The following is a 21,197-nucleotide window of genomic DNA, read 5'->3' as shown; positions in this document are numbered from 1 at the left end:
CATGCAGGGAGAAGGTTTCAATGGGCAATTGCCGCAGTGGCGGTGTTGCTTTTTGCGTGGACGCATCCCTATAGCGGAGTTCGCCATGACGGAATGCTTTACGTGGCCCAAGCCCTGAAGCACATCGATCCCGCAATATTTAATAGCGATCTTTTCTTCAAGTTCGGCTCGCAAGATTCCTTTAGCATTTTTGGCAGAACCTATGCACACGCAGTCGCCATTGTGGGCGTTGCTTGGTCTTCTTTTGCGGGTGTGCTTGTCGGGCAATTTCTCTTCATCGCTGCAGTCGGTTTCCTGATCTGGCGTGTTGCTCCGGAGAACTCGAGAGTGCTGGCCGGGTGCCTCCTGGCAATTACTGCGGGCACCTATGGCAGCTCGGCAATTTTTCATTTTGCAGAGCCTTTCCTGACGGCTCGCACCTATTCCGAAGTCCTGGTGATTCTCGGGCTGGCATTCATATCTCGCGGACAATTGGCCATCGCCGCCGTCGCCTGCGTCGTTGCGGCCCTGCTTCATCCCCTGATGGCGCTGCCAGCGATCTTCTTGTGCTGGGCGCTGGCTGTCCAGCGAAATCGCACTTGGTTATGGATGCTTGCTCTTGGTGTTCCGTTGCTAGCAATGGGACACTTTGATGTTTCGCCCTTCAATCGCGCGTTCCTCTTCTACGACGCCGAATGGCGGGATCTCGTTGACAGGCACAACTTCGTTTTCATGGCGAGTTGGCCGCTCGCCAGTTGGATGGCGTTGCTCGCAGATCTTGTGCTCGTGGGTGCGCTTTCGCTCAGGCAACGCGCCGGTCGGCTTGCCTTGATGCTCAGGGTGCTGCTGGTCGTGGCAGGCCTGTGTCTGGCGGTGGCCCTGCTGGGAGGCGATCTTCTGTCCAACGTGCTTGTGACCTCGCTGCAGCTTTGGCGCGTGCAGTGGGTGCTGCATCTTGTTGGCTTGATATTCCTGGCGCCGGAACTGGTGCGCGCTTGGGGCGGCACTCGACTCGAGCGCCTGGCGGCAGCACTCTTGATCTATGCGGTCCTGTTCCAGGACATCGCGACAGGGAGCCTAGCCATGCTCCTCGGCCTTTTCCTTCTCTACGTCGGCGCTGCTAGAAACTGGCAGGTGTCTCGGTTCACCCTCCATTTTTCGGTGGCCTGCTTGGCGCTGGCGATCGGCTACAACTGGTGGAAGACGGTCGCCTTGTCGATTCGCATGGGTGAGTACCTGAGCGGTCTGTCAACGATTGGTCTTGCCAACAAGATTAGTGCTTACCTGATGCAGGCACCAGTCGGTCCTTTGCTTCTGGGATCGGTCGCCATCGGGCTGATCTGGTGCTTTCGGCGCTCGCAGATCGCCATGACCGCGATCCTGGTGGCGCTTACCGCTGGCACCGCCATGCACTGGGATCGTCGTCCGGAAATCACGAAGATCGTTGAAAGCACGCCCGTCCAGGGGCCTCATGTTTTCGCGGATATCGTGCCGCCTGACGCCGAAGTGTACTGGCAAGGCGATGCCTTGGCACCGTGGCTGCTCATGCATCGGCGCAGCTATGCGAGCGGCGTGCAGGCGGCAGGTCTCGTGTTCAATCGCGGTACGGCGATCGAACTGGACCGGCGCCGTGACGTGACTTCAGCCTTCGACGTGCAACGCGAAATCTGCAGCCTCCTGAACGCGCTGCGAGACGACAAGAACTCGTGCGAGCCTGATATCTCGGGACTCGAATTGACGTGCGAGGCGGATCCTCAGCTCGGCTACATCGTGATGCCCACCAGGTTGGAAGGCTGGGTTCTCGCATCGTGGTCGCCGGGTGAGCGATCCGAGCAAGCCGGCGAAAGCAGCATGAAAAGCTACTACCTATATAGCTGCGCCCAGCTCACCAAGAAAACCACCGACCAGAAGGTACTAGATGCACGTTGATTCCACCTACGGTATTTCTCCAGCCGCGACAAGACCATCAGCTCTGTCGATCGCGCGCGAGTTCATCGGCTACTTTGCCGTGTCTCTCGTGGGGCTTGCGGTGGATGCAATGGTGCTTCTGATTTTGGTTTCCGGGTTCGGATTGCCAGTGCTGCACTCTTCCGTGGCGGCGTTTATGGCAGGACTTGGGGTGGTGTACCTGTGCTCCGTGAAATTTGTTTTTTCCAATCGACGGCTTGCCCAACCTGCCGTCGAATTCTTCACATTCGCAATGCTCGGGGTCGCCGGACTTTTCCTGACGATGCTCATCATGCACGTCGGCACGCAGCAGCTGCATCTGGACTATCGCTGGACGAAAGTAGGTGCCGCAGGCGGCAGCTTCGTCTGCAATTTCGCACTGCGCAAGCTGGTGCTTTTTTCGAGGGGGTGAGGGAATGAACGTGAACGAAATCAATGTCGTCGTGATTGGTGCGGGTCCCGCTGGATTGACGGCCGCCTATGAACTTCAACGTGCGGGAGTACATCGGGTGTCCGTCATTGAGGCTGACTCCCAGGTCGGCGGAATTTCAAAAACCGTCGAATACCGCGGAAACAGGATCGACATTGGAGGCCATCGCTTCTTCTCCAAGTCCGACTGGGTCATGCAGTGGTGGGCATCCATTCTTCCAGTGGAAAAAACAGAGGAACGTGGATTGCTTAGCTTTCGGTATCAAGGGCAGCAGAGAGACGCACTGCCCGAAAACATGGCAGAGGTAAGTCCTTCGGCGCACGACAATGCGATGATGGTGCGAAACCGTCTTTCGCGCATTTACTTCAACGAGCGCTTCTTCGACTACCCCTTGAAACTCAACGCTGGAAATCTCCGCAAGCTTGGGTGGACGAAGACCGTCACTTTCGGGCTCAGCTATATCAAGGCCAAGGCGAGTCCCATCAAGCAGGAAGTCTCATTGCAAGACTTCTTCATCAATCGATTTGGTGAGAAGCTGTATCGCCAATTCTTCAAGGAATACACCGAAAAGGTATGGGGCGTGCCTTGCAGCGAAATCAGTGCAGCCTGGGGGGCTCAGCGCGTCAAGAGCCTCTCCGTCAGCAAGGCGTTGTGGCACGCGGCCAAGTCGGCGCTCGGCATGAACAACGGCCAGGCAGAACAGACGTCGCTCATCGAGTCCTTTGTCTATCCCAAGCTTGGGCCGGGACAGATGTGGGAAGAGGTTGCCAGGCGATTCGTGAACAGCGGTGGCGTGCTGCTGATGAAGCACCGTGCGCAACGTATCGAGATTTCAGAAGGAACCGTTCGCGCGGTCGACGTGATCTCGCACGATGGGCAACGTCAACGGCTCGAGTGCACGCACGTCGTGTCGACAATGCCGGTCAAGGATCTCGTTGCGGCATCCCAGGATGCTTGGCCGGCCGAAGTCGTGAGCATCGCGAGCCGCCTTGAGTACCGCGACTTTATGACGGTTGGACTGCTGTATCGGCGCGAGGACCTGCCAGTCGCGCTCAGTGACAACTGGATTTATATCCAAGAGCCGGGTGTGAAGGTGGGGCGAGTCCAAGTCTTCAACAACTGGAGCCCGTACATGGTCAGCGATCCCGAGACGGTATGGCTCGGCCTCGAATTCTTCTGCAAGGAAGACGACGACCTATGGTCGCTGAGCGACGATTCGCTCAAGCAGCTCGCGCAGTCGGAGATGAAGCAGATCAAGCTGGTCAGTACCTCCACGGCCATCGACGCGACGGTGCTGCGCGTCCCAAAAGCCTACCCCGGCTATTTCGGAGAAGCCTATGAGCAATTCGACCAAGTCCAGTCCGCGCTGGATGCAGTTTCCAACCTGTTTCTGGTTGGTCGCAATGGAATGCATCGGTACAACAATCAGGATCACTCGATGCTGACGGCGAAGGAAGCTGCGCATCAGATCATCACGGGCGAGGTCGACAAGAGTCGCTTGTGGGCGATCAACGTGGACGATGAGTACCACGAAGAGAAGGCGGTGTCGGAGCAGTCGGCTCCCGCGCAGCCTGGAATGATTGGAGCGGAGCCGGCCTTGGGGGCTCAGTCCTGAGCGTTCGAAGCCAGCCGCGCGTTCCGCAGGGCATGGGTGCTCAGGTCATGTCGAGAGGCGGACTTGCCTTGAGATCAAAGGCGGGTCTGTCTCGTTCTACCGGTACAAACTTGGATGAAATCGATAGTCGTTGGTTTTCTTGCATCCATCGTGTTGCTGGTGCTATGGCGTCATCTGATCCCTGGCGGGTTCATTTTTTATCAGGGCGTGTGCGTTGCCGTCATCGGCGCGTGCATCCAGTGCGTCGTCCAGTCAAGGCGCAAGCCACGGTCGCCTTACGTGAAAGACGCGATGGTGACCTTCCTGCTCGTTTACGCTTTCGTTTTCACGATTCCGACGACGGTGGATCGGTCCTATTCCGTCAGGATGATCGAACACGTCGCCGGAGCCCAAGGCGTTGTCTCGAAGAGCGAGATTTCCTCGATGTTTCAGCGTTACTTCAGTGACGGTGGTGGGGTTGACCGCAGGCTGGAAGAGCAGCTCGCGACAGGCACCATGCGACGAGACGGCGAAGGCTATGTGGCTTCATCCGAAGGACGGTGGATGGCTGCGGCATTTCGCGCGGTTGCCCTTGTTTTTGCCTGTGGCTCTTCAACGTGACTGCACATCCGCAAACGACGACGTCGACCTCTGAAGCCATCGAGATTCGTCACCTCTATGAACAGCGGTCGACCACGCGTCACCTCGAGATTGCTTACCTCGCTCTGCCGGCGTTCGTATTCGCCCTCGGCTTCCTCGCGTGGTGGGTAGGCATTGCCATTGCGATTCTCCTCGGGATAGGCTGCATCCTCGTTTTCGCTGAGCGGCCTGAGCGCTCAGGTTCCGGATGGGCGGCATCCACGGCCGTGTGTGCCGCGGCGATCGTCATTCTCCTCGCGGGGTTTCCCAACGGTCCCTTTGTGTGGGACTGGGTCAAGCATTGGGCCATTGTCAACGAGCTGGGGACCGACTCATGGCCCGTTGTCCTGGAACTGGATGGTCTTGCACGTCATCTTCGCTTTTACCTGGGTGCCTATCTGGTTCCGTCTTTCGTGCACAAACTTCTGCCGACCGTGGATCTGCAGTTCGCGTTCGGCGTGTGGCTCTTCGGCGGATTCGTGCTCGTGTTTCGCACGGTGTGCGCAGTGGGGGCCACGAAATGGCAATCCGGCGCCGCGGCGATTCTCTTGCTCGTTCTTGGCGGTGCGGATGCCTTCGCGGAGCACATCGCCCGGGGGGTGCAGAAACTGCCCGTCGCACCATGGCTCGGCATTCACTACGAGGCATGGGCGGCGAATGCTTTCAGGCTGCCGATCGAGTTCTCTTCGTTCTTGACGGCCTTGATCTGGGTCCCGCATCAAAGCATCGCCACCTTTCTCGTGGCCGGACTGATACTTTTCAATGATCGAAAAGGTGGTTTGGGTGCTGCGGTGTTGGGTTATGGCCTACTTTCCTTGTGGTCGCCCTACGGAATGATCGGTCTGCTGCCGCTGATGCTGTTGCTGGCTTGGGAACGGCGTCATGAGTTGCTGCATTGGAAAACTGCGATCCAGGTGCTGGCCGGCGCCGCTATTGCACTTTGCATGGTGGACTACTTGTCCACGGAACTGCCGTCCGGTGGTGCCTGTTTCTCCTGCCTCCCGGACCGGCTTCATCTCGTGCCGGACGTGCTTCTTTTCCTGGCGGTCGAGCTTTCCGTATTCGCGTTGATTCTTCGCCAGCGCATCGTGCAGGATCTTGGTTGTCTGATTTCCGTCGTCACGTTGTGTCTTCTGCCGCTGTTCCACGGACAAACTCCGGATCTGGTCATGCGCGCATCGATGGGCCCCTTGTTCGTTCTGGGCATTCGCTCCATTCAGACAGTTTTGCAGGAGCGGCTTACCGTGCGGACGGTGGTTCCCGTCGCGCTGGCGCTGGTGCTATGCACACCTGCGGCGGTGAGTGAGGCGCTGTATGTGCGCACTGGGGCTCGAGCGCACTTGGCCTTGGGCCCCAATGACCCACTGGGGCAAAAATGGATTCGTACGGTGGCGACGAAAACGACCTATAGCGCTCAGGAGTTCTTCGAACTATGCGGCTGGGAGTTCTTGCCCCAGTACTTCTCGAAGGGAAAACCCCGTCTGCTGCGCGATCCCCAGGAGTAGCGCCGATCGCACCTTTTCCGCACCGCAGCTGGAGGCGCCTGCGATGACTCATCCGGTTGCGAACCACGGAGGATCGAATCGGCGATGGCGATGGCGATGGCGATGGCGATGGCGATGGCGATGGCGATGGCGATGTAGCGGGGGAGCCGCTTGCCGAATGCCGCTGCTACGGCAGCGGGGTATTGTCGAAAACCACTTCGATGCGCACGCGCGCCTTCACTGCCGAGCCCCTCAATTCCCCCGGAATGAAGGCGGCATTCATGAACGCCTCGCGGGCAATCGTTTCATACACCGGCGGCAACAGTGGCTCCTCGGCCAACATTCTCCGGACCTCACCATATTCGTCGATGAAGAGGGAGAAGACGCCCACCCGTCGATCGGGGGGGTGTTGTTGTTCCGGTGCTTTCAAGATGATCGGCGCTCTGGGCGTTGGCGCCGACGACAGCAAGGAGCGAGGCACGTACTCGCTGAAGGGGTCTACGGGCGGATAGGGAGTTCCGACTGGAAGATCCTTCTTGTCCAAGTCTGTTTCGATTTCGGAGGACAACAGTTCGGAGGATGGCGACGAAACGCTCGCCGCCGGCGTACCCGTTCCGAGCGAACGATCAGGTGTCTTGAAAGGCCGTACTGACACTGCGGATGCGGGTTGAGCGTTGACTTGCTCTGGCGCGGCCTTGTCTACGGATGGTGGAGCGCTACTCTGCACGACATGCCGCGTTTGAAAACGGGCGTGTAGCTGCTGCATATTCGCAGGGCCCGACGATCGAGAGGGGGCAGGCAGGCGTATCGAGAGCAAGAGGGCGTGCAACGCAACCGAGAACGCGACGCACCCTGCGGCGAACCAAACCGCACGAGGAGGGAGGAAAACGCCGGGATATCGTTCCTCCGTCCGTACTCTTGCCTTCATTCCCGATCGACCTCAGTCGGCCAACTCTCGCCACGACGTGCGGTGCGGAAGACCCGCTGCCCCGCCTCCGCCTGGCGGACGCTCGATCTTGATCGAGCCGTCGCTGCTTTGCCGCAAGATTCTCGTTTCGCCGTTTTCCAACTTCACCCAACTCTGACCTACGATCAGCGCGGTATCGCTCCACAGTTGGCCTGCAGGGTCTTCGAGCGAGTTACCGTTGGCTGCGTTGAGGTAGTAGCGCCAAGATTTGCCGCCCGAACTACAAGCGTCGCCACTCGGGATGGCGGTCGCAACGGACAGCGTTCCGAATTGCAGCGCAATGTCCGTCACCACGCGCTCCCCAGAGTGCGGAAAATCCACCCACCAGCCGTTCTTCGAGTTCCAGTCGACGGGGTTGTTCGTGATGCTGGCCGAATCTCCAGTGACGGTGAAAGTCTGGCGAACCATGTTGCTGTCCGCGCGCACGTTGCCAAGGCCCGTCGACGTGAGATTGTCCTTGACGGCGTAGATGGTCTGCGTCGCTTGCGTAGTGCTGTTGATGTCGTCGGTGTTCAGATACCGGCCCGTTCCGACGACGATCACCGGTTTGCCCGCGATCTCGACGGTCTCCGGCCGCGTCGTGATCGCCTGCGGGGTGGCGGCATCCACTTGGAAGGTGGCGAGCAGCAGTGCGCTGTGCCGGGGCTCGACGAGATCGTCCACATCGAAGCGCCAGAGGTTCCCTTGCAGGTCTCCGCCGTAATAGCGCTTCGATGTGTTGTTGGCGGGGTCGTCGACCCATGCGTTTATCTTCGCCAATCCACTGGGACTATCGACAGCGCCAACGGTGGTGGCAATGCCGAGGAGCTTTTCTCCGGTGTTGGCATTCAGGACGAAGAGTCGCCCCTTGCCATCACCTCCGTCGACATCGTTGTTGTAGCCGGAGCCGAACACGACGACCCAGGTGCCGTTGCCCCGCTTGGCAACGACTGGATTGCCATACGTGAGACCCAGGTTGGTATCCGTGAACTCCCAGAGCGGCAGAGGATTCGCGGGATCGGTGACGTCCAGCGCGTAGTAGCTGCGCCCCCCTTTGTTGAGTCCACCGACCAGAATGGTCTTCCACTCCGTGCCGACCTGGATGTCGGCGACAACTGGTGCTCCGTCGACGAAATAACGATGCCTTGCTTCGTACCCGGCGTCAGCCAATCTGTACATCTCTGGCATCACTGCGTTCGGAATGTAAGCCCACATCTCCGTACCGCCGTCGGCACTGGCAGCCGAGAACGCATGAAGCATCCCGTCATTGGCCGCGACATACACCATCGGCTTGCGACTCCTCTTCGCGGTGACGAAAGCTGCGTACCCGGCGTCGGTGTAGCTGAAGGGGGGCTTGCTCACGTAGACAGGCGCACCGTTGATGATGTCGCCGAGTACGCCCGTGCGCGCCCTATAGAGGGCTCGCGTCGTGCTGTTTGCCGAACTGGCCGTCTCGTAAGTGCGGGTGCCGCGCAGATAGCCGACCAGATTGCTGCCCGTTTCCGCGATGGTCTTTTCGGCGGCAGACAGGTTGTCGCACTGCGTGGCCCTCTGGCTCTTGGCGCAAAGACCGCTGAAGTTGGCGCCCAGCCCGTCCGCATTGAGGTTCGTCCAGTTGAACTCCCGTCGAGTCGCGGAGGCCGGTTGCTTGTAGTAGATCTTGCGCTCGGACGCTGCCGTGCTCTGCGTCAGCTGGGTCTGAGCCGACCACAGTGGGGTCGCTCCGATCTCCGCAGTGTCGCCATTGAGCGTGAACGCTTTCAGGTCGCCTGTCCAAGTCTTGGTCGTGTAGCTTGCCTGGAAGACCTGATTGTTGTCACCCGCAATAAGTTCCAGAGCGCTTGTCGACGCGGCAGATGCCGACCCGGTCTGCTGTGTGATTGCATTGACCACTCCACTGATGGCTTCACCAAGCTGCTTCGAATTGGAGGCAGAATAATATTGACCCCGACCATTCACGGCTGCATGCCAGAGGTCGTCGATATTCCGAGCATCGCCCGAATTTCCGCTGATGTTGGTGGTAGGCACGGGCCAATCGACAGCACCGGACTTGAGGTTCACATAATCGCCACTCGTCTGATTGAGGTAATTGGGGTCGTAGGCCAACGTGCCGCTCACCCCAAGACCGATGGTGTAAGTGGTCATGTGCTGGTGCGCCGCGGTATCAAGGCCGGCAGGCTTGAGCACGTTGCTGCACACGGACTGCGCAGTGCCGCTGCTGTCCGAACTGCAATTATTCAACGCCTCGGTACGAAGGTCGGTGTTGTAGTAGTACGCGGCCACGTCAGCCAGCGTATTGGAGGATCCACCGGTGACCACCGTGTTGGTTGTCGGCTGTGTGTAATAGGTCTGATTCCTGAGGTCGGATGCAGTTTTCCCGTCTACAACCACGTCGTTGGCGCGAAGGCAGCTTGTAGTCGCTCCACCTGAATCTATCCAATCTCCGTTGGTAAATTTCTGGGTCTGGGAAGTGACCTGATATCGATTGGAGGACCCGGCGCGACACGACCCTAAAGAGCCAACGACGTACTTCTGTTTGGTCGTTACCTCCGACGTCACGGTACCGTCGAACATGGGCCTGCTTTCCTGGCCATCCTGATTGCCGACCATATTGCCATTCAAATCAAGCGCGCCATAGGTCGTGTTGTTCTCGACACCATCGCCACCTGAATTCCAATATCCATCTGTGGAAAGCAAGGCATAGTTGCGTTGGCAGGAGTACTGGACCGGGTCTGTCTGACCACTGAACCGCTTCGCGAAGTACCTGCCAGCCTTCGAGAGCGCCCCTCGCAATGGCGTTCCGCCGCTGGCCGCCGCTCCATAGAGTTTGGAATAGATACTGGTCTTCTGCGCTCCCGTGAAGAAATCGATGGGGTGGAAGCCTGGACCGGTCGTGACGTCCGTGCTGCTGTTGATGGTCGAAAAACCTACGCGATACGTGTCGTTAAGAGTCTTGAATGCACTGCCCACGGATGTCCGCATCATCAGCGTACGAGTGCGGTAATACGAATACCAGTTGGCGTAATTTCCGGCTTCTGCCGAGGTGCTTCGAACGACCACTTTCGTGAACACGCCACTTCCGGGAGCGCCGCCTACATCGCTCATGCATTCCAGATAGAACGTGTTCTGGACGGGGCCAGAACTCGTATAAACCCAACCCATCTTGGGTTGGGTGGACGTCGATTTATAGTAATAACTTCCGGTTCCGCGCGTGGCGGTCCAGCTGTTTCGAGTGTCGTTGCTATTGGATGAGGTCACGTTGACCACGAGGGTTTTGGTGCCGCTGCTATTCCAGGAAGTTGCACTCCAATTAGTCACTGTGCCGGTCATGGACCGGCTGCCGCCCGCGGTAATAATCAGTGTCTCGCCGATCGTGAATGTGGTGCTCGAGTAGCCGCTACCCGTGAACGCGAAGGTCTTGCTCCCCGTTCCCATCGCTATATTCGATGTCGAAAAATCAACGGTTGTGGACGTGCTGAAGTCGAGATTGGTCGCCCCCGATTGGGCAAAACCATCGGACCAGGCGGAAACGAACGACGAGTTCGCCATGTTCGTGCCGGTGGCGGTGACAGGCGGTGAATACACCGTGTCGGGGTCATAAGCGACGCCGTTGCATTGCGCCGAGCGAAAGCCGTACTTGCTACTGCTGCTCATCGTATCGGGCATGTAGTCAAATGCCATGCTGCCCGAGTCGTCGAGAATGAAAAGCAGGTTGGGCCGCGCGGTGTTTTCCGAACGCGTGGTCAGTGGCTCGTCTTGGATGATCGTCTGAGCGGCCAATGCCTGGGTGGGAAATCCCAACTGGCCCACGAGCAGGATGAGAAGAGATGAAATCGCAATGTTCAAACGAAGGCCTGCTCGCCAGGTCCTTGGCGCTGTATGGATCAGCATGGTGAAAGCTCCTCGTGCCGCGACGCCGCACTATTGGAAATTGACGATGGTTTCTGTGAAGCTGGTGGTGTTGCGCGGCCCGCTGATGCGCACGACGACCCTGTAGTACGGACCACTCTTGGTGCTGATACGACCGCTGCCGTACGAAAGCGCGCCTCGGCCAGGGGCCGCACCCGTGTCTGCCAGCGGTTTCGCGCAGCTGTTTGCGATGGCGTCGTCTGCGCTGCCTGCATTCGCACAGAGTCGGAAGATGACGTAGCGGGCCGTATTGGTCGTATTCGTCAACGTTGCTGTCGCCGACTTGATCGAGCAGCTTGCATAGCTGCCCGAGGCTGCATAGGGGCAGTTGCCGTTCTGTTCGGTACTCCAGTCGATCAGCTTTCTGCTGCTGTTGGCTGGAAGTTGCTGGCCCGTGACGTCAACGGGTGCGTTCACGCCGCTGACAATCTCCTGAGTGCTGGCGTAATAGCCGCTCGCGGCGGCATCCGTGTCCAGGCTCGTAACGTTGGTTTTCAGCCAGGCAATGGCCTGGCGGGCTGCCTGGTCGCCTGACGTCGTTGCGTCCTGCTTGAACCCCACATTGCCCACGAGCATCGAGCTGGTGTCGACGGAGCGGACCAAGGCCAGGGTCGCGAGCGACAACGCAACCAGTGCGAGCAGCGCAAAGATGAGTGCAATGCCGCGTTGTCCACGGCGGGGTGAAAGAGGGTTCATCATGACGAGCCGGGGGTTTTGGCGGAATTCCAAAGCACATTGCGCAGTGGAACGACCGTGTCGTAAACCTTGAATCGGTAGTGCTGCCAGTCGGGCACGTGATTGATCTTGAGTTGGATGCACTTGCTCGTGCCGCAGGCAACGGTTCCACTGATCGTGCTGCTCGCACCAACATCCCACAGTGGCGCACTGGAGGTCACGATGTCTTTTTCGTATTGATTGCTGCGTGCCACGAGCGCAATGCGAATGGCCAGAACCCGCTGCCAGTCGGCGGCGGTCGTGGGCGTCGTGTTGTCGTAGGAGCTGACTTGGGTCGTGCCCGCTGTCGCCTTCCCGTACATCGCTTGCAGGTTGACGATCTGGGGGTAGAGGATCTCGGGCGTTCCAGTGGCCGCATCGGCGGTGATCCCGGTCACGACAAGATTCTGATTCGCGTCGATCGAGTAGCTGTTGAACGACATCTGCCCCATGTTCAGCAGATAGCTGCCAGTCACATACCCGGCGTCGGGAAATACGCTGCTGCGGTTCCACTTGCTGGTGCCGCCGGACTTGTGGGGAATCTGAGTGCCGTCGAGTACCGTGCCCGCGGCGCCCCCCGAGCCGGAATCGGTCACCGTGAAGACGGTGCACCAGTTGTCGGCGTCGCCACCCCCTGCGGGCACTGCGATCATCAGGTCGCCCGCGGTGGCGCCGAAGGTCGACTTGACCGTGAAGACTTCCGTCGTCTTGGGATGGTTGATCGACAGCAACATCGGTGCGGAAAAGCGCCGGGTGCGGCTCTGCAGAACGGTGATCTGGTCCGGCGCGCCGCTCGCACCGTCGGTGATGACGACAGGTGCAAGCGTGGTGGAGAAGGGGATGGCAGGAAGCGAGGCATCCGCCGATGGATCCTTGTATTCGCCCTTGATCGCGCAGCCCAGCGCTTCGGGGTTGATCGCAGCGCCATAGCCGGCCATCTGCATGTCTCGCTGCAGCGTATAGAGGGAAAGTGTCCCGTTGGCTTGCGCGTCGCTGCCCATCGCGATGGTGCGGCGCTTGCCTTCGGCGTTCGCGAGCACCGTGCTGATCACCAGCACCGTCAGCATGCCCAATACCAGCCCGACCAGCAATTCGATGAGGGTGAAGCCGGTCAGGCGACCGCGACGGTGCAAGCCGGGACGTTGCGCAGAAGATTGGATGCGGTGTCGCATATTCAGCTCGATTTCGACACGATGGTGGTAGTGGTCACGTGCTGGTGCGGTATCCCGTCGCCAAGTTGCCAAGTCACGGTGACGGATACGTCACCGTTGAGGGAGTTGACGGTGATGGCGGCGCCACCGCTTGGCAGTACCTGAGCCACCTTGGTTCGCCATTCCGTGCAACTGGTTGCCGAGCACGTGTCGTCGCCGGCGTACGCGGTGAGGTTGTCGGCGTCGGCCCACATCCGACCGACGACCTCGCTCGCAAGGTAGACGGCGTCAGCGCGTATCTTCGATTCGGTTGCACTTCGCGTCATACCGCTTTGCAAGCCGATCAGACCCAGTACGCCCAGCATGAAAATGAGGATGGCTACTAATACCTCGATCAGCGCGATGCCGTGCATGCGTGATCCCCGCGAAGAGAACCGGAGTGAATGTCGATGCGGGTGGCTCAAGGAAGGCATTCCGAGGCGTCGAGGCATTGCCGTTACTCCGTGGCCGGGCATCGGCGTGGATCGTTGGATGGAAGCGCGGTGCTGGGATCGCACAACCGGACCGCGCCTGCTGCGGTGACGTGCAGTTGCAGAGGACGGAAGGCCGTGCTGGAGGCGTCCGCGTCAGGACCGAGGATTTCGATCGTCCTGATGGCAGTGTCTGCGTTGACCACGCGGCCGAGTCCGTTGAACTCCACTGTGTGGGCCGTCGTGTCGTCGTCATGCTTGGCCTTGACGCCAACTGCACCGCTGCCGGCAGCCTGCTTCGAGACGATCATGGGGGCCGTCGTGGTGGAAGGGGCGCTGGCGCATTTGGTCGCAGGCGAGGTCGCCGCAATCACCCATGAAGCACCTGTGTCGGACAGCGCGCAGCTGTTGTCCATCTTGGCTGGATCCGTCAACGAAACCAGATAGAAGCCGATGTTTTGGTTACGGCGCACGGCTTCGTTGCGTGCGGTCTGGAGTCCGTTCTGGAGAGACTCCGCCATGTTACGGATGCGGGTATTGGCCAGCCAGTTGCCGATGCTGGGCATGGCCACCAAGAGGATCAGCGCGAGTACCGTGATCGTGACGACCAATTCGACGATGGTGAAACCCTCTTGTCGGGTTCGTGGATGACCGCGGCTCAACATGAGGCGCTCTTCGTCATCCAGCATGTGCTCGTCGAAACGGTCGTATTCTTGAACTTGCTGGTTCCGGGCGTGCCTTGTTGATTGATCGTGTACCAGTAACCGTCAAGCGATCCCTTGCCCTTCGCGGTGATGGTGTAGGTGTCGAACGGCGACGAGGTCGTGCACTCATAGGTGAAATTGGCCGTCGAGGCAAAGTCACCCCATGTCCCTGATGCCATGTTTTTCGCGCACTTCGTCGCGTCGCCGTAGCTTCTGTAGTCCTGGTAGTACTGTTCCATCTTGGAGCGCAGGTCGGACAGTTGGCTGAATGCCTCGGGCATCTTGCCGCGACGCAGATAGTCGTTGTAGGACGGAAGTGCCACTGCCGCCAGGATGGCGACGATTGCCACGGTAATCATGACTTCGATGAGCGTGAAGCCGGCTGCGCTGCGGGCCTCTGCGGAACGCCGATGTTCAGTGAGGTGGTTTATCAAGGGATGGCCTTTTAAGGGGGCTGGCTAAAGTGGTCCCACAATCCGGAAACGGAGTGGGAACAGCGGTTAAAGAATGTCTCTGAATGTTGCTTTTTGCAAATCCGCTCATCCACTTGCGGAAGCCGCTTGTCATGGGGCGGAGGCGGCAACAATCTCGCGGATGACATCTGAGGCGACCTTGCTCCGAACTTCCTCTTGGGACAACTGGAAGCATCGGCTTCGTCTGTGCCTCATTGCGTTTCCACTCCTTTGCCCACTCGCCTCTGGCCCCTCCGCGAATGCGTGGCAACTGCTCACTTCTGGGGTGTGTGCTGCCCTTCTGCTGTTCTGTTCGCCAAATGGATCGCTGGGCCGTGGATTGCTCGCCTGGCTGGGCCTGTGTGTAGCGGCCTTTGCACTCTCAGCTCACAGCCCGATGGACATTCGGCTCATGGCATGCACGGTGCTTGCAGCGGTTGGCTTGTTGGGCGTCGCGGGCGCCGCGGCGATTCGGCAAAGCGCCATCCCGAGCGCCTTGGCCTGGGGCTTGCTGCTTGCAGGGGCCTGCAATGCCCTCGTCGGCCTACTCCAGTACTACAAGCTCGCTGACGCTCTTATCCCTTGGATCACCTCTCCCTCCCCCGGTCGCGCCTGGGGCACGCTTCGCCAGCCCAACCAATTCGCCACATTGATCAGCCTCGCGCTGATCGGGGTCTTGTGGCTGTACGCGATGAAGGGCTCCTGCCGCGTGCGGACCGGCCTGGTCGCCGCCGCCGTCCTGTTGATCACCGCCACCGCCGCATCAGGCTCTCGCACCGGTGTGCTTCAACTCGCGTTGATTGTGGTCACCGCAGGAGTTGCTGCCTGGAAGGAACACCGCACCACTTCCGATCCAGCGGCGCACCGCCGCCTGCCCCCACCCCTGGCGCTGCTGGCCATCCTCCCCCTCTACTTCGCCCTGAACTGGCTGCTACCCCAACTCGCAGCCATCGGCACGAGCAGCAAGGCCCTCACCTCCGCCGGCGCCCTCGTCCAACGCCTCCAACCCTCCGCCCTCGGCAACGAAAGCCGCCTCACCCTCTGGCACAACGTCCTCTCCCTGATCGCCGAGCGCCCGCTGACGGGCTGGGGCTGGGGCGAACTCAGTTACGCCCACTTCATGGCTGTCTACCCGGGCCCGCGCTTCCCGGTGCTCCTGGACAACGCCCACAACCTCCCCCTGCACCTCGCGGTCGAACTCGGCATCCCCGCTGCCGTGCTGATCTGCGGTGGCTTCCTCTGGCTGGTGATTTCCGCCCGTCCCTGGCGCGAGCGCGACCCGAACCGACTCATGGCCTGGGGCCTGCTGGCCGTCATCCTCGTGCACAGCCTGCTCGAGTACCCGCTGTGGTACGGCCCCTTCCAGCTGGTCTTCGGCCTGTGCCTGGGCATGCTGTGGCCCGCGCGCCGAACCGAGGAATCGTCACCGCGATCGAGCAGAAAGTGGCTCCCCGATCGCCGAAGATTCCAGGCGCTGGCAGGCATCGCCCTGCTCTCGTTCGTCGTCTACGCCGCCTGGGACTACACGCGCATCAGCCAGATCTACCTGCCGCGCGATGCGCGCCTGCCACCCTGGCAGGACGACACGCTTGCGAAGGTCCGCAGTTCCTGGCTGTTCGCGCGCCAGGTCGATTTCGCCGAGCTGACGTTGACGCCGGTCACGCACGAGAACGCGGCCCGGATGCATGTGCTCGCGCAGCGAACGCTGCATTTCTCGCCGGAGCCGCGCGTGATCGTGAAGCTGATCGAGAGCGCGGAGCTCTCGGGCCATGAAGACGAGGCGCGTCTGATCGCCGAGCGCTTCAGGGAGGCCTATCCGAGCGCCTACGTCCACTGGCTCAGGCACAACCCGGGCGACAAGGCCCCGGCTCCCTAGGCTGCAGGCGCAGTCCAGCTCCCCGACTTCCCGCCGTGCTTCTCCACCACATGCACCCCGGTGACCGTCATCCCGCGGTCCACGGCCTTGCACATGTCGTACACGGTCAGGAGCGCGATCTGCACGGCAGTGAGCGCCTCCATCTCCACGCCGGTCGGCCCGACGGTCTCGACGGTGGCGGTGCACCGCACGTGCGGGGTCGCGTCGCCGGCCTCGGAGAGCGCCAGGTCGACCGCCACCCGGGTGATGGCCAGCGGATGGCACAGCGGGATCAGGTCGCTGGTCTTCTTGGCCGCCTGGATGCCGGCGATGCGCGCGATGCCGAGCACGTCGCCCTTCTTCGCGCTGCCCGAGGCGATCAGCGCCAGGGTCTCGGCCCGCATCTCGATGCGGCCGGTGGCCACGGCCACGCGATGGGTGGCGGGCTTGGCGGCGACGTCGACCATGTGGGCCTGGCCCTGGGCGTCGAAATGGGTGAGTGAGCTCATGGTGAACGTTCAAGAGGGAGGTGCATCATACGAGCCCGAGTTCTGGACAAGCCATGCCACGCTGGACCCCACCCCCTCGCAAGAAACGCCTCTTCGCGCCCGCCATGCGGACGGTTTGCGCTAGTGTTTTGATAGCTTCGCAGGTGCTGATGCCGCCATTGGCGCGCGCCCAGCTGCTGCCGGGGCTCGGCGACGGCGGCGAGATGACGGCGACCGCCGAGCGCCACCTTGGCGACCAGATCGCGCGCGAGCTCTACCGCGACACGGACTACATCGACGATCCGGTGATCGCCGACTACGTGCAGGAGATCTGGCAGCGCCTGCTGGCGGCGGCGCGGGTGCGCGGCGAACTCACGCCCGAACTCGACGAGCGCTATGCCTGGGTGGTGATGCTGGGGCGCGACCGCAACATCAATGCCTTCGCGCTGCCGGGCGGCTACCTCGGGCTCAACCTGGGGCTGGTGGCGGCGGTGGGCAGCCGCGACGAGCTGGCGACGGTGCTCGGGCACGAGCTGTCGCACGTCACGCAGCGCCACATCGCCCGCATGATGGACAAGCAGAGCAAGCAGTTCCCGCTGATGCTCGCGGGCCTGATCCTCGGCATGATCGCCGCGGGCAAGAGCCGCAGCGGCGGCGACGCGGGCCAGGCGATGGTCATGGGCAGCCAGGCGGCGTTCATGCAGAACCAGCTGAACTTCTCGCGCGACATGGAGCGCGAGGCCGACCGCGTGGGCTTCGGCGTGATGACGCAGGCCGGCTTCGCGCCGCAGGGCGCGGCGACGATGTTCGAGAAGCTGCAGTACGCCTCGCGGCTCAACGACAACGGTTCCTTCCCCTACCTGCGCAGCCATCCGCTGACGAGCGAGCGAATCTCCGACATGCAGGGCCGCTTCCAGTTCCGCATGGACGCGGTGCCGGCACCGGTACTCGTGATGGACCACGCGATGGTCTCTTCGCGCGCGCGCGTGCTGACGCGCCCTGGCGTCGACGTGCTGCGCCAGTGGGTCGACGCGGCCGCCAGCGGCGAGTTCGCCAGGAGCTCGCCGGCCCAGCAGGCCGGCACGCTCTACGCGGCGGCGCTGTCGGCCAAGGAATTGCGCGACTACAGGGCGGCGCGCGCGCTGGCGCAGCGGCTGGTCGAGCGCACGGCGGACGATGTCCCGGCCGCGCGCCAGGCGCGCTGGCTGCAGGCCGAGATCGAACTGGCGGCGGGCGGCGCGGGCGTGGCCAAGGCGGCTTCGCTGCTCGATGGCAAGGCGAAGTCGCGGCCCGAGATGCTCTTGGCGGCGGACGCCGCGGTGGCGGCCCGGCAGCCGGCGCCGATGATCCCGGTGCTGCGCGACTGGGTGGCGACGAACCCGCGCGATGCCACCGCCTGGCGCACGCTGGCCAATCTCTATGGCGCGCAGGGCGACACGCTGCACGCGATCCGCGCGGACGCCGAGTCGAACGTGGCGATCCTCGACTATCCGGCCGCGCGCGACCGCTTCAAGGCGGCGCAGGAACTGATCCGCCAGAGTCAGAGCGGCCGTCCGGGCGCGGTGCCGGTCGACCACTTCGAGGCGTCGATCATCGACACCCGCGCGCGCGAGATCGAGGTGCTGGTGAAGCGGCAGGCCGAGGAGCCGGCACTGCGTTGAGCCGGCGGCAGGCCGATCAGCGGCGCGTCAGCAGCCCGCCGAGCGCGCTCTCGATCAGCAGGCCGAGCACCGAGTAGAGCAGCGAGCCCACGAGCGCGGCCAGGAAGCCGTTGACGTGGAAGCCCGGCAGCAGGCCGGAGGCGGCCCAGAACATCAGCGCGTTGATCACGAACAGGAACAGCCCGAGCGTGACGATGGTGACCGGCAGCGTGAGCACCACCAGCACCGGGCGCACGATCATGTTGAGCAGGCCGATGACCACGGCCGCGATCAGTGCCGCGCCGAAACTGCTGACCTGGACGCCGCTGTAGAGGTAGGCCACCGCGAGCAGCGCCACCGCGCTGAGCAGCCATTTGAGGAGGATGCGCATGCGGCCCAGGATACCGCAGCGCCGGGGCGGCGGCGAGACGGACATGCCCGCGAATCCGCGTGGGACGGGGCGTTGGCAAGGCCAAAAAAAACGGCTCCCGAAGGAGCCGTCGCCTGAGCGGGATGGCGCGGCACCAGGGCCGCGACCCCCTTATTCCGCCAGTTCGTTCGCCAGCACCAGCAGCGCGCCCATGCCCATCACGGCACCGGGAAAAGCCCAGCCCTGCTGGCCGGCCGGCTTCTGCTCGGGCGTGACCGGCTCGAGGTCCACGCCGACCTTCGGACGGCGGGCATCGACCACGTGCGATGCCATGTGCTCGCGCTTGAGCTGCTGCGTGAGCTCGGCCAGCGGACCCTTGGCCAGCACGGCCGTGACCTGCCCGCCATTGCGCTCCAGCAGCGGCAGCAGCTGCGCCTGCAGCTTGCTGAACCACTTCGCGCGCCAGTTCTCGCGCGCGCTGTGGCTCACCCACTTGCTGATGCGATGCGTCATGCGCGGCGCGCAGGCCACGAGCACCCAGTGACGCGCCACGACCGCATCGGCATCCGGCGCCAGTTCGGCGAACTGTTCGCAGGCGTAGACGGCGTCGTCGACGTAAAGAATGATCTTTTCCATAGGGTGCTCCTTCAGGTAGTTAGAGTGGCAGAGACGGGTCGAAATGGATAGGGGACTTTCGTGGGGCGGGCAGCGGGCTCAGCTCGCGGTGGCCGGCGTGGAAGCCTTGGCGCGGGCCTGGCGCGCGGCCACCCACTTGCCGATGGCCAGCACGAGCAGCGCACCGATGATGCCGGAGGCGTACTTCACGACATCGGTCTGCGGCAGCTTCGGCACCCAGGTCCAGGCGGCGGGGTTGACCACGGCGGGGTCGGACACGGCCATGGTGCCGGCGATCCAGCCCAGCAGCATGCCGCCGAGCGTGATGATCATCGGGAAGCGGTCCATCAGCTTGATCACGAGCTGGCTGCCCCAGACGATGATCGGGATGCTCACGAGCAGGCCGAAGATCACGAGCGGCATCTGGTGGCCTTCGCCGGCGCCTTGGGCGGCACCCGCGATGGCGATCACGTTGTCGACGCTCATCACGAGGTCGGCAATGATCACGGTCTTGACGGCACCCCAGAGCCTGTCGCTGCCGGCGATGTTGCCGTGCGCGTCGTCATGCTCGGGCGCCAGCAGCTTGACGCCGATCCACAGCAGCAGGATCGCGCCCACGAGCTTCAGGAACGGAATGGCCAGCAGGGTCAGCGCGAAGAAGATCAGGATCACGCGCAGCAGGATGGCGCCGGCGGTGCCCCACAGGATGCCCTGCGTGCGCTGGGCCGGCGGCAGCTTGCGGCAGGCCAGCGCGATCACGACGGCGTTGTCGCCGCCAAGAAGGATGTCGATCATGATGATCTGACCGACGGCGACCCAGAATTCCGGGGTCATGAACTGTTCCATAGTTTCCTCTGTTCCTCGTACCCGGTCCGCTGCGCCGGTACGTGGCGGCCGCGGGCAAGGCACATCGATGCGTTTCGATTCATCCCGGGCGGGCTGATCGATGCGAGGAAATGAAACCGGGTGACACCGGGGACTTCAACGACGCTTCGACCAAACCTGCACAGGTTCAAATCGAAGGTCTGGCTCGGCATGCGCATGGCCGCTCGGCGACATGCGCGATGCCCGACAGGCCGGAAGTGTTGTGCTTCGTATTGACGACCTGGCGATGTCCGCCGCGTATGCGACGGCCGGGAGCTACTCCCCTTCGTGGGCGCGATTAGAGCATCGGCGCTCGCGCGCTGGCAACCGAAAGTTTCAAGCTTTCAAACGGAAGGCGTTCAAAACCTGCATCGCCGCAAGGTCTATTGCTACAAGTTTGGTAGCGCCTATAACCTTCGGAGGTCCCGGGACATTGGCGGACTATGATCGCCCGCCCTGCCATCTTTCTGCGTTTCATGGCCGCCATCCACATCACCGACATCGAGGCCGCCATCAATCACTGGCGCGAGAAGAGCCCCTCGCCCGATGGCGTCACGCTCGCGCCCGAGCTGCGCGCGCTGGCCGAGGTCTATGCGCTCATGGTCTACCACCACGAGGACGAGGTCGACGAGGTCGGCTTCCCGGCCAAGGCCTGGGCCGCCTGGCTGGACTGGTACCAGAGCACGCCCGACACCCCCTGCATCGCGATCTGCTCCACCAGCCAGGGCGACGACCAGTGCAAGGGCTGCGGGCGCAGCTTCGACGAGGTGCAGCACTGGCCCGCGATGACGCCGGCCGAGAAGCGCGTCACCTGGCGCCGCATCACCATGGAGGATTCGGCCTGGCGCTTCAACCGCTATGCCGAGCGCGCGCGCGAGGCCGAGCCGCCGCAGTGGCCCGATGACGACCCCGCCGTGCCCACCGGGCCCGAAGACGCGAGCTGAAC

19 protein-coding genes are annotated in these 21,197 nt (G+C 62.0%); 8 read left to right on the top strand and 11 right to left on the bottom strand.

Annotation, left to right across the window (positions count from 1 at the left end; all coding sequences use genetic code 11):
• Positions 1–102: 102 nt before the first annotated feature.
• The 5 genes from ACODT0_RS09430 to ACODT0_RS09410 all read left to right on the top strand — a co-directional run bounded on the left by ACODT0_RS09430 (position 103) and on the right by ACODT0_RS09410 (position 6,094).
• Positions 103–1,908 carry a hypothetical protein gene (locus tag ACODT0_RS09430; protein WP_489041121.1) on the top strand — a complete coding sequence of 602 codons (1,806 nt, stop codon included), beginning with the start codon at positions 103–105 and terminating at the stop codon, positions 1,906–1,908.
• On the top strand, positions 1,898–2,338 hold the full coding sequence (locus ACODT0_RS09425) for a GtrA family protein (RefSeq protein ID WP_489041120.1): 441 nt from the start codon (positions 1,898–1,900) through the stop codon (positions 2,336–2,338). The genes ACODT0_RS09430 and ACODT0_RS09425 overlap by 11 nt, the downstream gene beginning before the upstream one ends.
• Before the next feature lie 4 nt (positions 2,339–2,342).
• A complete protein-coding gene (locus ACODT0_RS09420; RefSeq protein ID WP_489041119.1) occupies positions 2,343–3,971 on the top strand; it encodes an NAD(P)/FAD-dependent oxidoreductase in 1,629 nt (542 codons plus the stop codon).
• Positions 3,972–4,085: 114 nt separating this feature from the next.
• Positions 4,086–4,571, top strand: coding sequence for a hypothetical protein (locus ACODT0_RS09415; RefSeq protein WP_479671124.1), 486 nt, complete (start codon positions 4,086–4,088; stop codon positions 4,569–4,571).
• Positions 4,568–6,094, top strand: a complete 1,527-nt coding sequence (locus tag ACODT0_RS09410) for a hypothetical protein (RefSeq protein ID WP_489041118.1) — start codon at positions 4,568–4,570, stop codon at positions 6,092–6,094. The genes ACODT0_RS09415 and ACODT0_RS09410 overlap by 4 nt, the downstream gene beginning before the upstream one ends.
• A gap of 166 nt (positions 6,095–6,260) precedes the next feature.
• On the opposite strand, the gene ACODT0_RS09405 is transcribed toward ACODT0_RS09410, so the two are convergent.
• The 7 genes from ACODT0_RS09405 to ACODT0_RS09375 all read right to left on the bottom strand — a co-directional run bounded on the left by ACODT0_RS09405 (position 6,261) and on the right by ACODT0_RS09375 (position 14,401).
• Complete coding sequence (locus ACODT0_RS09405; RefSeq protein ID WP_479671122.1) at positions 6,261–6,617, bottom strand: hypothetical protein; 357 nt, start codon at positions 6,615–6,617, stop codon at positions 6,261–6,263.
• Between the two features lie 396 nt (positions 6,618–7,013).
• Entirely contained in the window at positions 7,014–10,910 is a 3,897-nt protein-coding gene (locus ACODT0_RS09400; protein ID WP_489041117.1) for a pilus assembly protein, read from the bottom strand.
• 30 nt (positions 10,911–10,940) lie between these two features.
• On the bottom strand, positions 10,941–11,627 hold the full coding sequence (locus ACODT0_RS09395) for a pilus assembly PilX family protein (protein ID WP_479671120.1): 687 nt from the start codon (positions 11,625–11,627) through the stop codon (positions 10,941–10,943).
• On the bottom strand, positions 11,624–12,814 hold the full coding sequence (locus ACODT0_RS09390; protein ID WP_479671119.1) for a PilW family protein: 1,191 nt from the start codon (positions 12,812–12,814) through the stop codon (positions 11,624–11,626). Before ACODT0_RS09390 ends, ACODT0_RS09395 begins: the two co-directional genes overlap by 4 nt.
• A gap of 2 nt (positions 12,815–12,816) precedes the next feature.
• On the bottom strand, positions 12,817–13,206 hold the full coding sequence (locus ACODT0_RS09385; RefSeq protein WP_479671118.1) for a type IV pilus modification PilV family protein: 390 nt from the start codon (positions 13,204–13,206) through the stop codon (positions 12,817–12,819).
• Between the two features lie 83 nt (positions 13,207–13,289).
• Entirely contained in the window at positions 13,290–13,952 is a 663-nt protein-coding gene (locus ACODT0_RS09380; RefSeq protein ID WP_479671117.1) for a GspH/FimT family pseudopilin, read from the bottom strand.
• A complete protein-coding gene (locus ACODT0_RS09375; protein ID WP_479671116.1) occupies positions 13,922–14,401 on the bottom strand; it encodes a type IV pilin protein in 480 nt (159 codons plus the stop codon). The genes ACODT0_RS09380 and ACODT0_RS09375 overlap by 31 nt, the downstream gene beginning before the upstream one ends.
• Positions 14,402–14,816: 415 nt before the next feature.
• Between ACODT0_RS09375 and ACODT0_RS09370 the strand changes: the two genes are divergently transcribed.
• Positions 14,817–16,295, top strand: coding sequence for a PglL family O-oligosaccharyltransferase (locus ACODT0_RS09370; protein ID WP_489041116.1), 1,479 nt, complete (start codon positions 14,817–14,819; stop codon positions 16,293–16,295).
• Here ACODT0_RS09370 and moaC read toward each other — a convergent pair.
• On the bottom strand, positions 16,292–16,783 hold the full coding sequence (moaC, locus tag ACODT0_RS09365) for a cyclic pyranopterin monophosphate synthase MoaC (protein WP_413762005.1): 492 nt from the start codon (positions 16,781–16,783) through the stop codon (positions 16,292–16,294). The two genes, ACODT0_RS09370 and moaC, sit on opposite strands and share 4 nt — an antisense overlap.
• A 53-nt stretch (positions 16,784–16,836) precedes the next feature.
• Here moaC and ACODT0_RS09360 point away from each other — a divergent pair, with 53 nt between their 5' ends.
• Complete coding sequence (locus tag ACODT0_RS09360; RefSeq protein ID WP_489041115.1) at positions 16,837–18,423, top strand: M48 family metalloprotease; 1,587 nt, start codon at positions 16,837–16,839, stop codon at positions 18,421–18,423.
• Positions 18,424–18,439: 16 nt separating this feature from the next.
• Here ACODT0_RS09360 and ACODT0_RS09355 read toward each other — a convergent pair whose 3' ends face one another.
• The 3 genes from ACODT0_RS09355 to ACODT0_RS09345 form a co-directional block, all read right to left on the bottom strand.
• On the bottom strand, positions 18,440–18,793 hold the full coding sequence (locus tag ACODT0_RS09355; RefSeq protein ID WP_489041114.1) for a phage holin family protein: 354 nt from the start codon (positions 18,791–18,793) through the stop codon (positions 18,440–18,442).
• A 150-nt stretch (positions 18,794–18,943) separates the two neighbouring features.
• The gene (locus ACODT0_RS09350; RefSeq protein ID WP_057593683.1) at positions 18,944–19,408 is read right to left on the bottom strand and encodes a hypothetical protein; all 465 of its coding nucleotides are present in this window, start codon (positions 19,406–19,408) and stop codon (positions 18,944–18,946) included.
• A 78-nt stretch (positions 19,409–19,486) separates the two neighbouring features.
• Entirely contained in the window at positions 19,487–20,233 is a 747-nt protein-coding gene (locus tag ACODT0_RS09345; RefSeq protein WP_057593682.1) for a TerC family protein, read from the bottom strand.
• A gap of 494 nt (positions 20,234–20,727) precedes the next feature.
• Between ACODT0_RS09345 and ACODT0_RS09340 the strand changes: the two genes are divergently transcribed.
• Positions 20,728–21,195 (top strand): DUF3717 domain-containing protein, encoded by a 468-nt coding sequence (locus ACODT0_RS09340; protein WP_057593719.1) that lies wholly within the window; start codon positions 20,728–20,730, stop codon positions 21,193–21,195.
• The last annotated feature ends 2 nt before the right edge of the window (positions 21,196–21,197 follow it).

The sequence above is a fragment of the Variovorax sp. FG153 genome (assembly GCF_057809595.1).
The sequence above is the reverse complement of the archived record's forward strand: the minus strand, read 5'-3'. Positions and strand labels throughout refer to the sequence as shown.

Excerpts from the sequence above, each read along its gene's own strand:
- ACODT0_RS09400 (WP_489041117.1), bottom strand. The coding sequence starts at position 10,910 with ATGCTGATCCATACAGCGCCAAGGACCTGGCGAGCAGGCCTTCGTTTG.
- ACODT0_RS09425 (WP_489041120.1), top strand. The coding sequence starts at position 1,898 with ATGCACGTTGATTCCACCTACGGTATTTCTCCAGCCGCGACAAGACCA.
- ACODT0_RS09345 (WP_057593682.1), bottom strand. The coding sequence starts at position 20,233 with ATGGAACAGTTCATGACCCCGGAATTCTGGGTCGCCGTCGGTCAGATC.
- ACODT0_RS09415 (WP_479671124.1), top strand. The coding sequence starts at position 4,086 with ATGAAATCGATAGTCGTTGGTTTTCTTGCATCCATCGTGTTGCTGGTG.
- ACODT0_RS09395 (WP_479671120.1), bottom strand. The coding sequence starts at position 11,627 with ATGATGAACCCTCTTTCACCCCGCCGTGGACAACGCGGCATTGCACTC.
- ACODT0_RS09420 (WP_489041119.1), top strand. The coding sequence starts at position 2,343 with ATGAACGTGAACGAAATCAATGTCGTCGTGATTGGTGCGGGTCCCGCT.
- ACODT0_RS09360 (WP_489041115.1), top strand. The coding sequence starts at position 16,837 with ATGCCACGCTGGACCCCACCCCCTCGCAAGAAACGCCTCTTCGCGCCC.
- moaC (WP_413762005.1), bottom strand. The coding sequence starts at position 16,783 with ATGAGCTCACTCACCCATTTCGACGCCCAGGGCCAGGCCCACATGGTC.
- ACODT0_RS09355 (WP_489041114.1), bottom strand. The coding sequence starts at position 18,793 with ATGCGCATCCTCCTCAAATGGCTGCTCAGCGCGGTGGCGCTGCTCGCG.
- ACODT0_RS09350 (WP_057593683.1), bottom strand. The coding sequence starts at position 19,408 with ATGGAAAAGATCATTCTTTACGTCGACGACGCCGTCTACGCCTGCGAA.
- ACODT0_RS09390 (WP_479671119.1), bottom strand. The coding sequence starts at position 12,814 with ATGCGACACCGCATCCAATCTTCTGCGCAACGTCCCGGCTTGCACCGT.
- ACODT0_RS09385 (WP_479671118.1), bottom strand. The coding sequence starts at position 13,206 with ATGCACGGCATCGCGCTGATCGAGGTATTAGTAGCCATCCTCATTTTC.
- ACODT0_RS09370 (WP_489041116.1), top strand. The coding sequence starts at position 14,817 with ATGGACATTCGGCTCATGGCATGCACGGTGCTTGCAGCGGTTGGCTTG.
- ACODT0_RS09340 (WP_057593719.1), top strand. The coding sequence starts at position 20,728 with ATGGCCGCCATCCACATCACCGACATCGAGGCCGCCATCAATCACTGG.
- ACODT0_RS09380 (WP_479671117.1), bottom strand. The coding sequence starts at position 13,952 with ATGCTGGATGACGAAGAGCGCCTCATGTTGAGCCGCGGTCATCCACGA.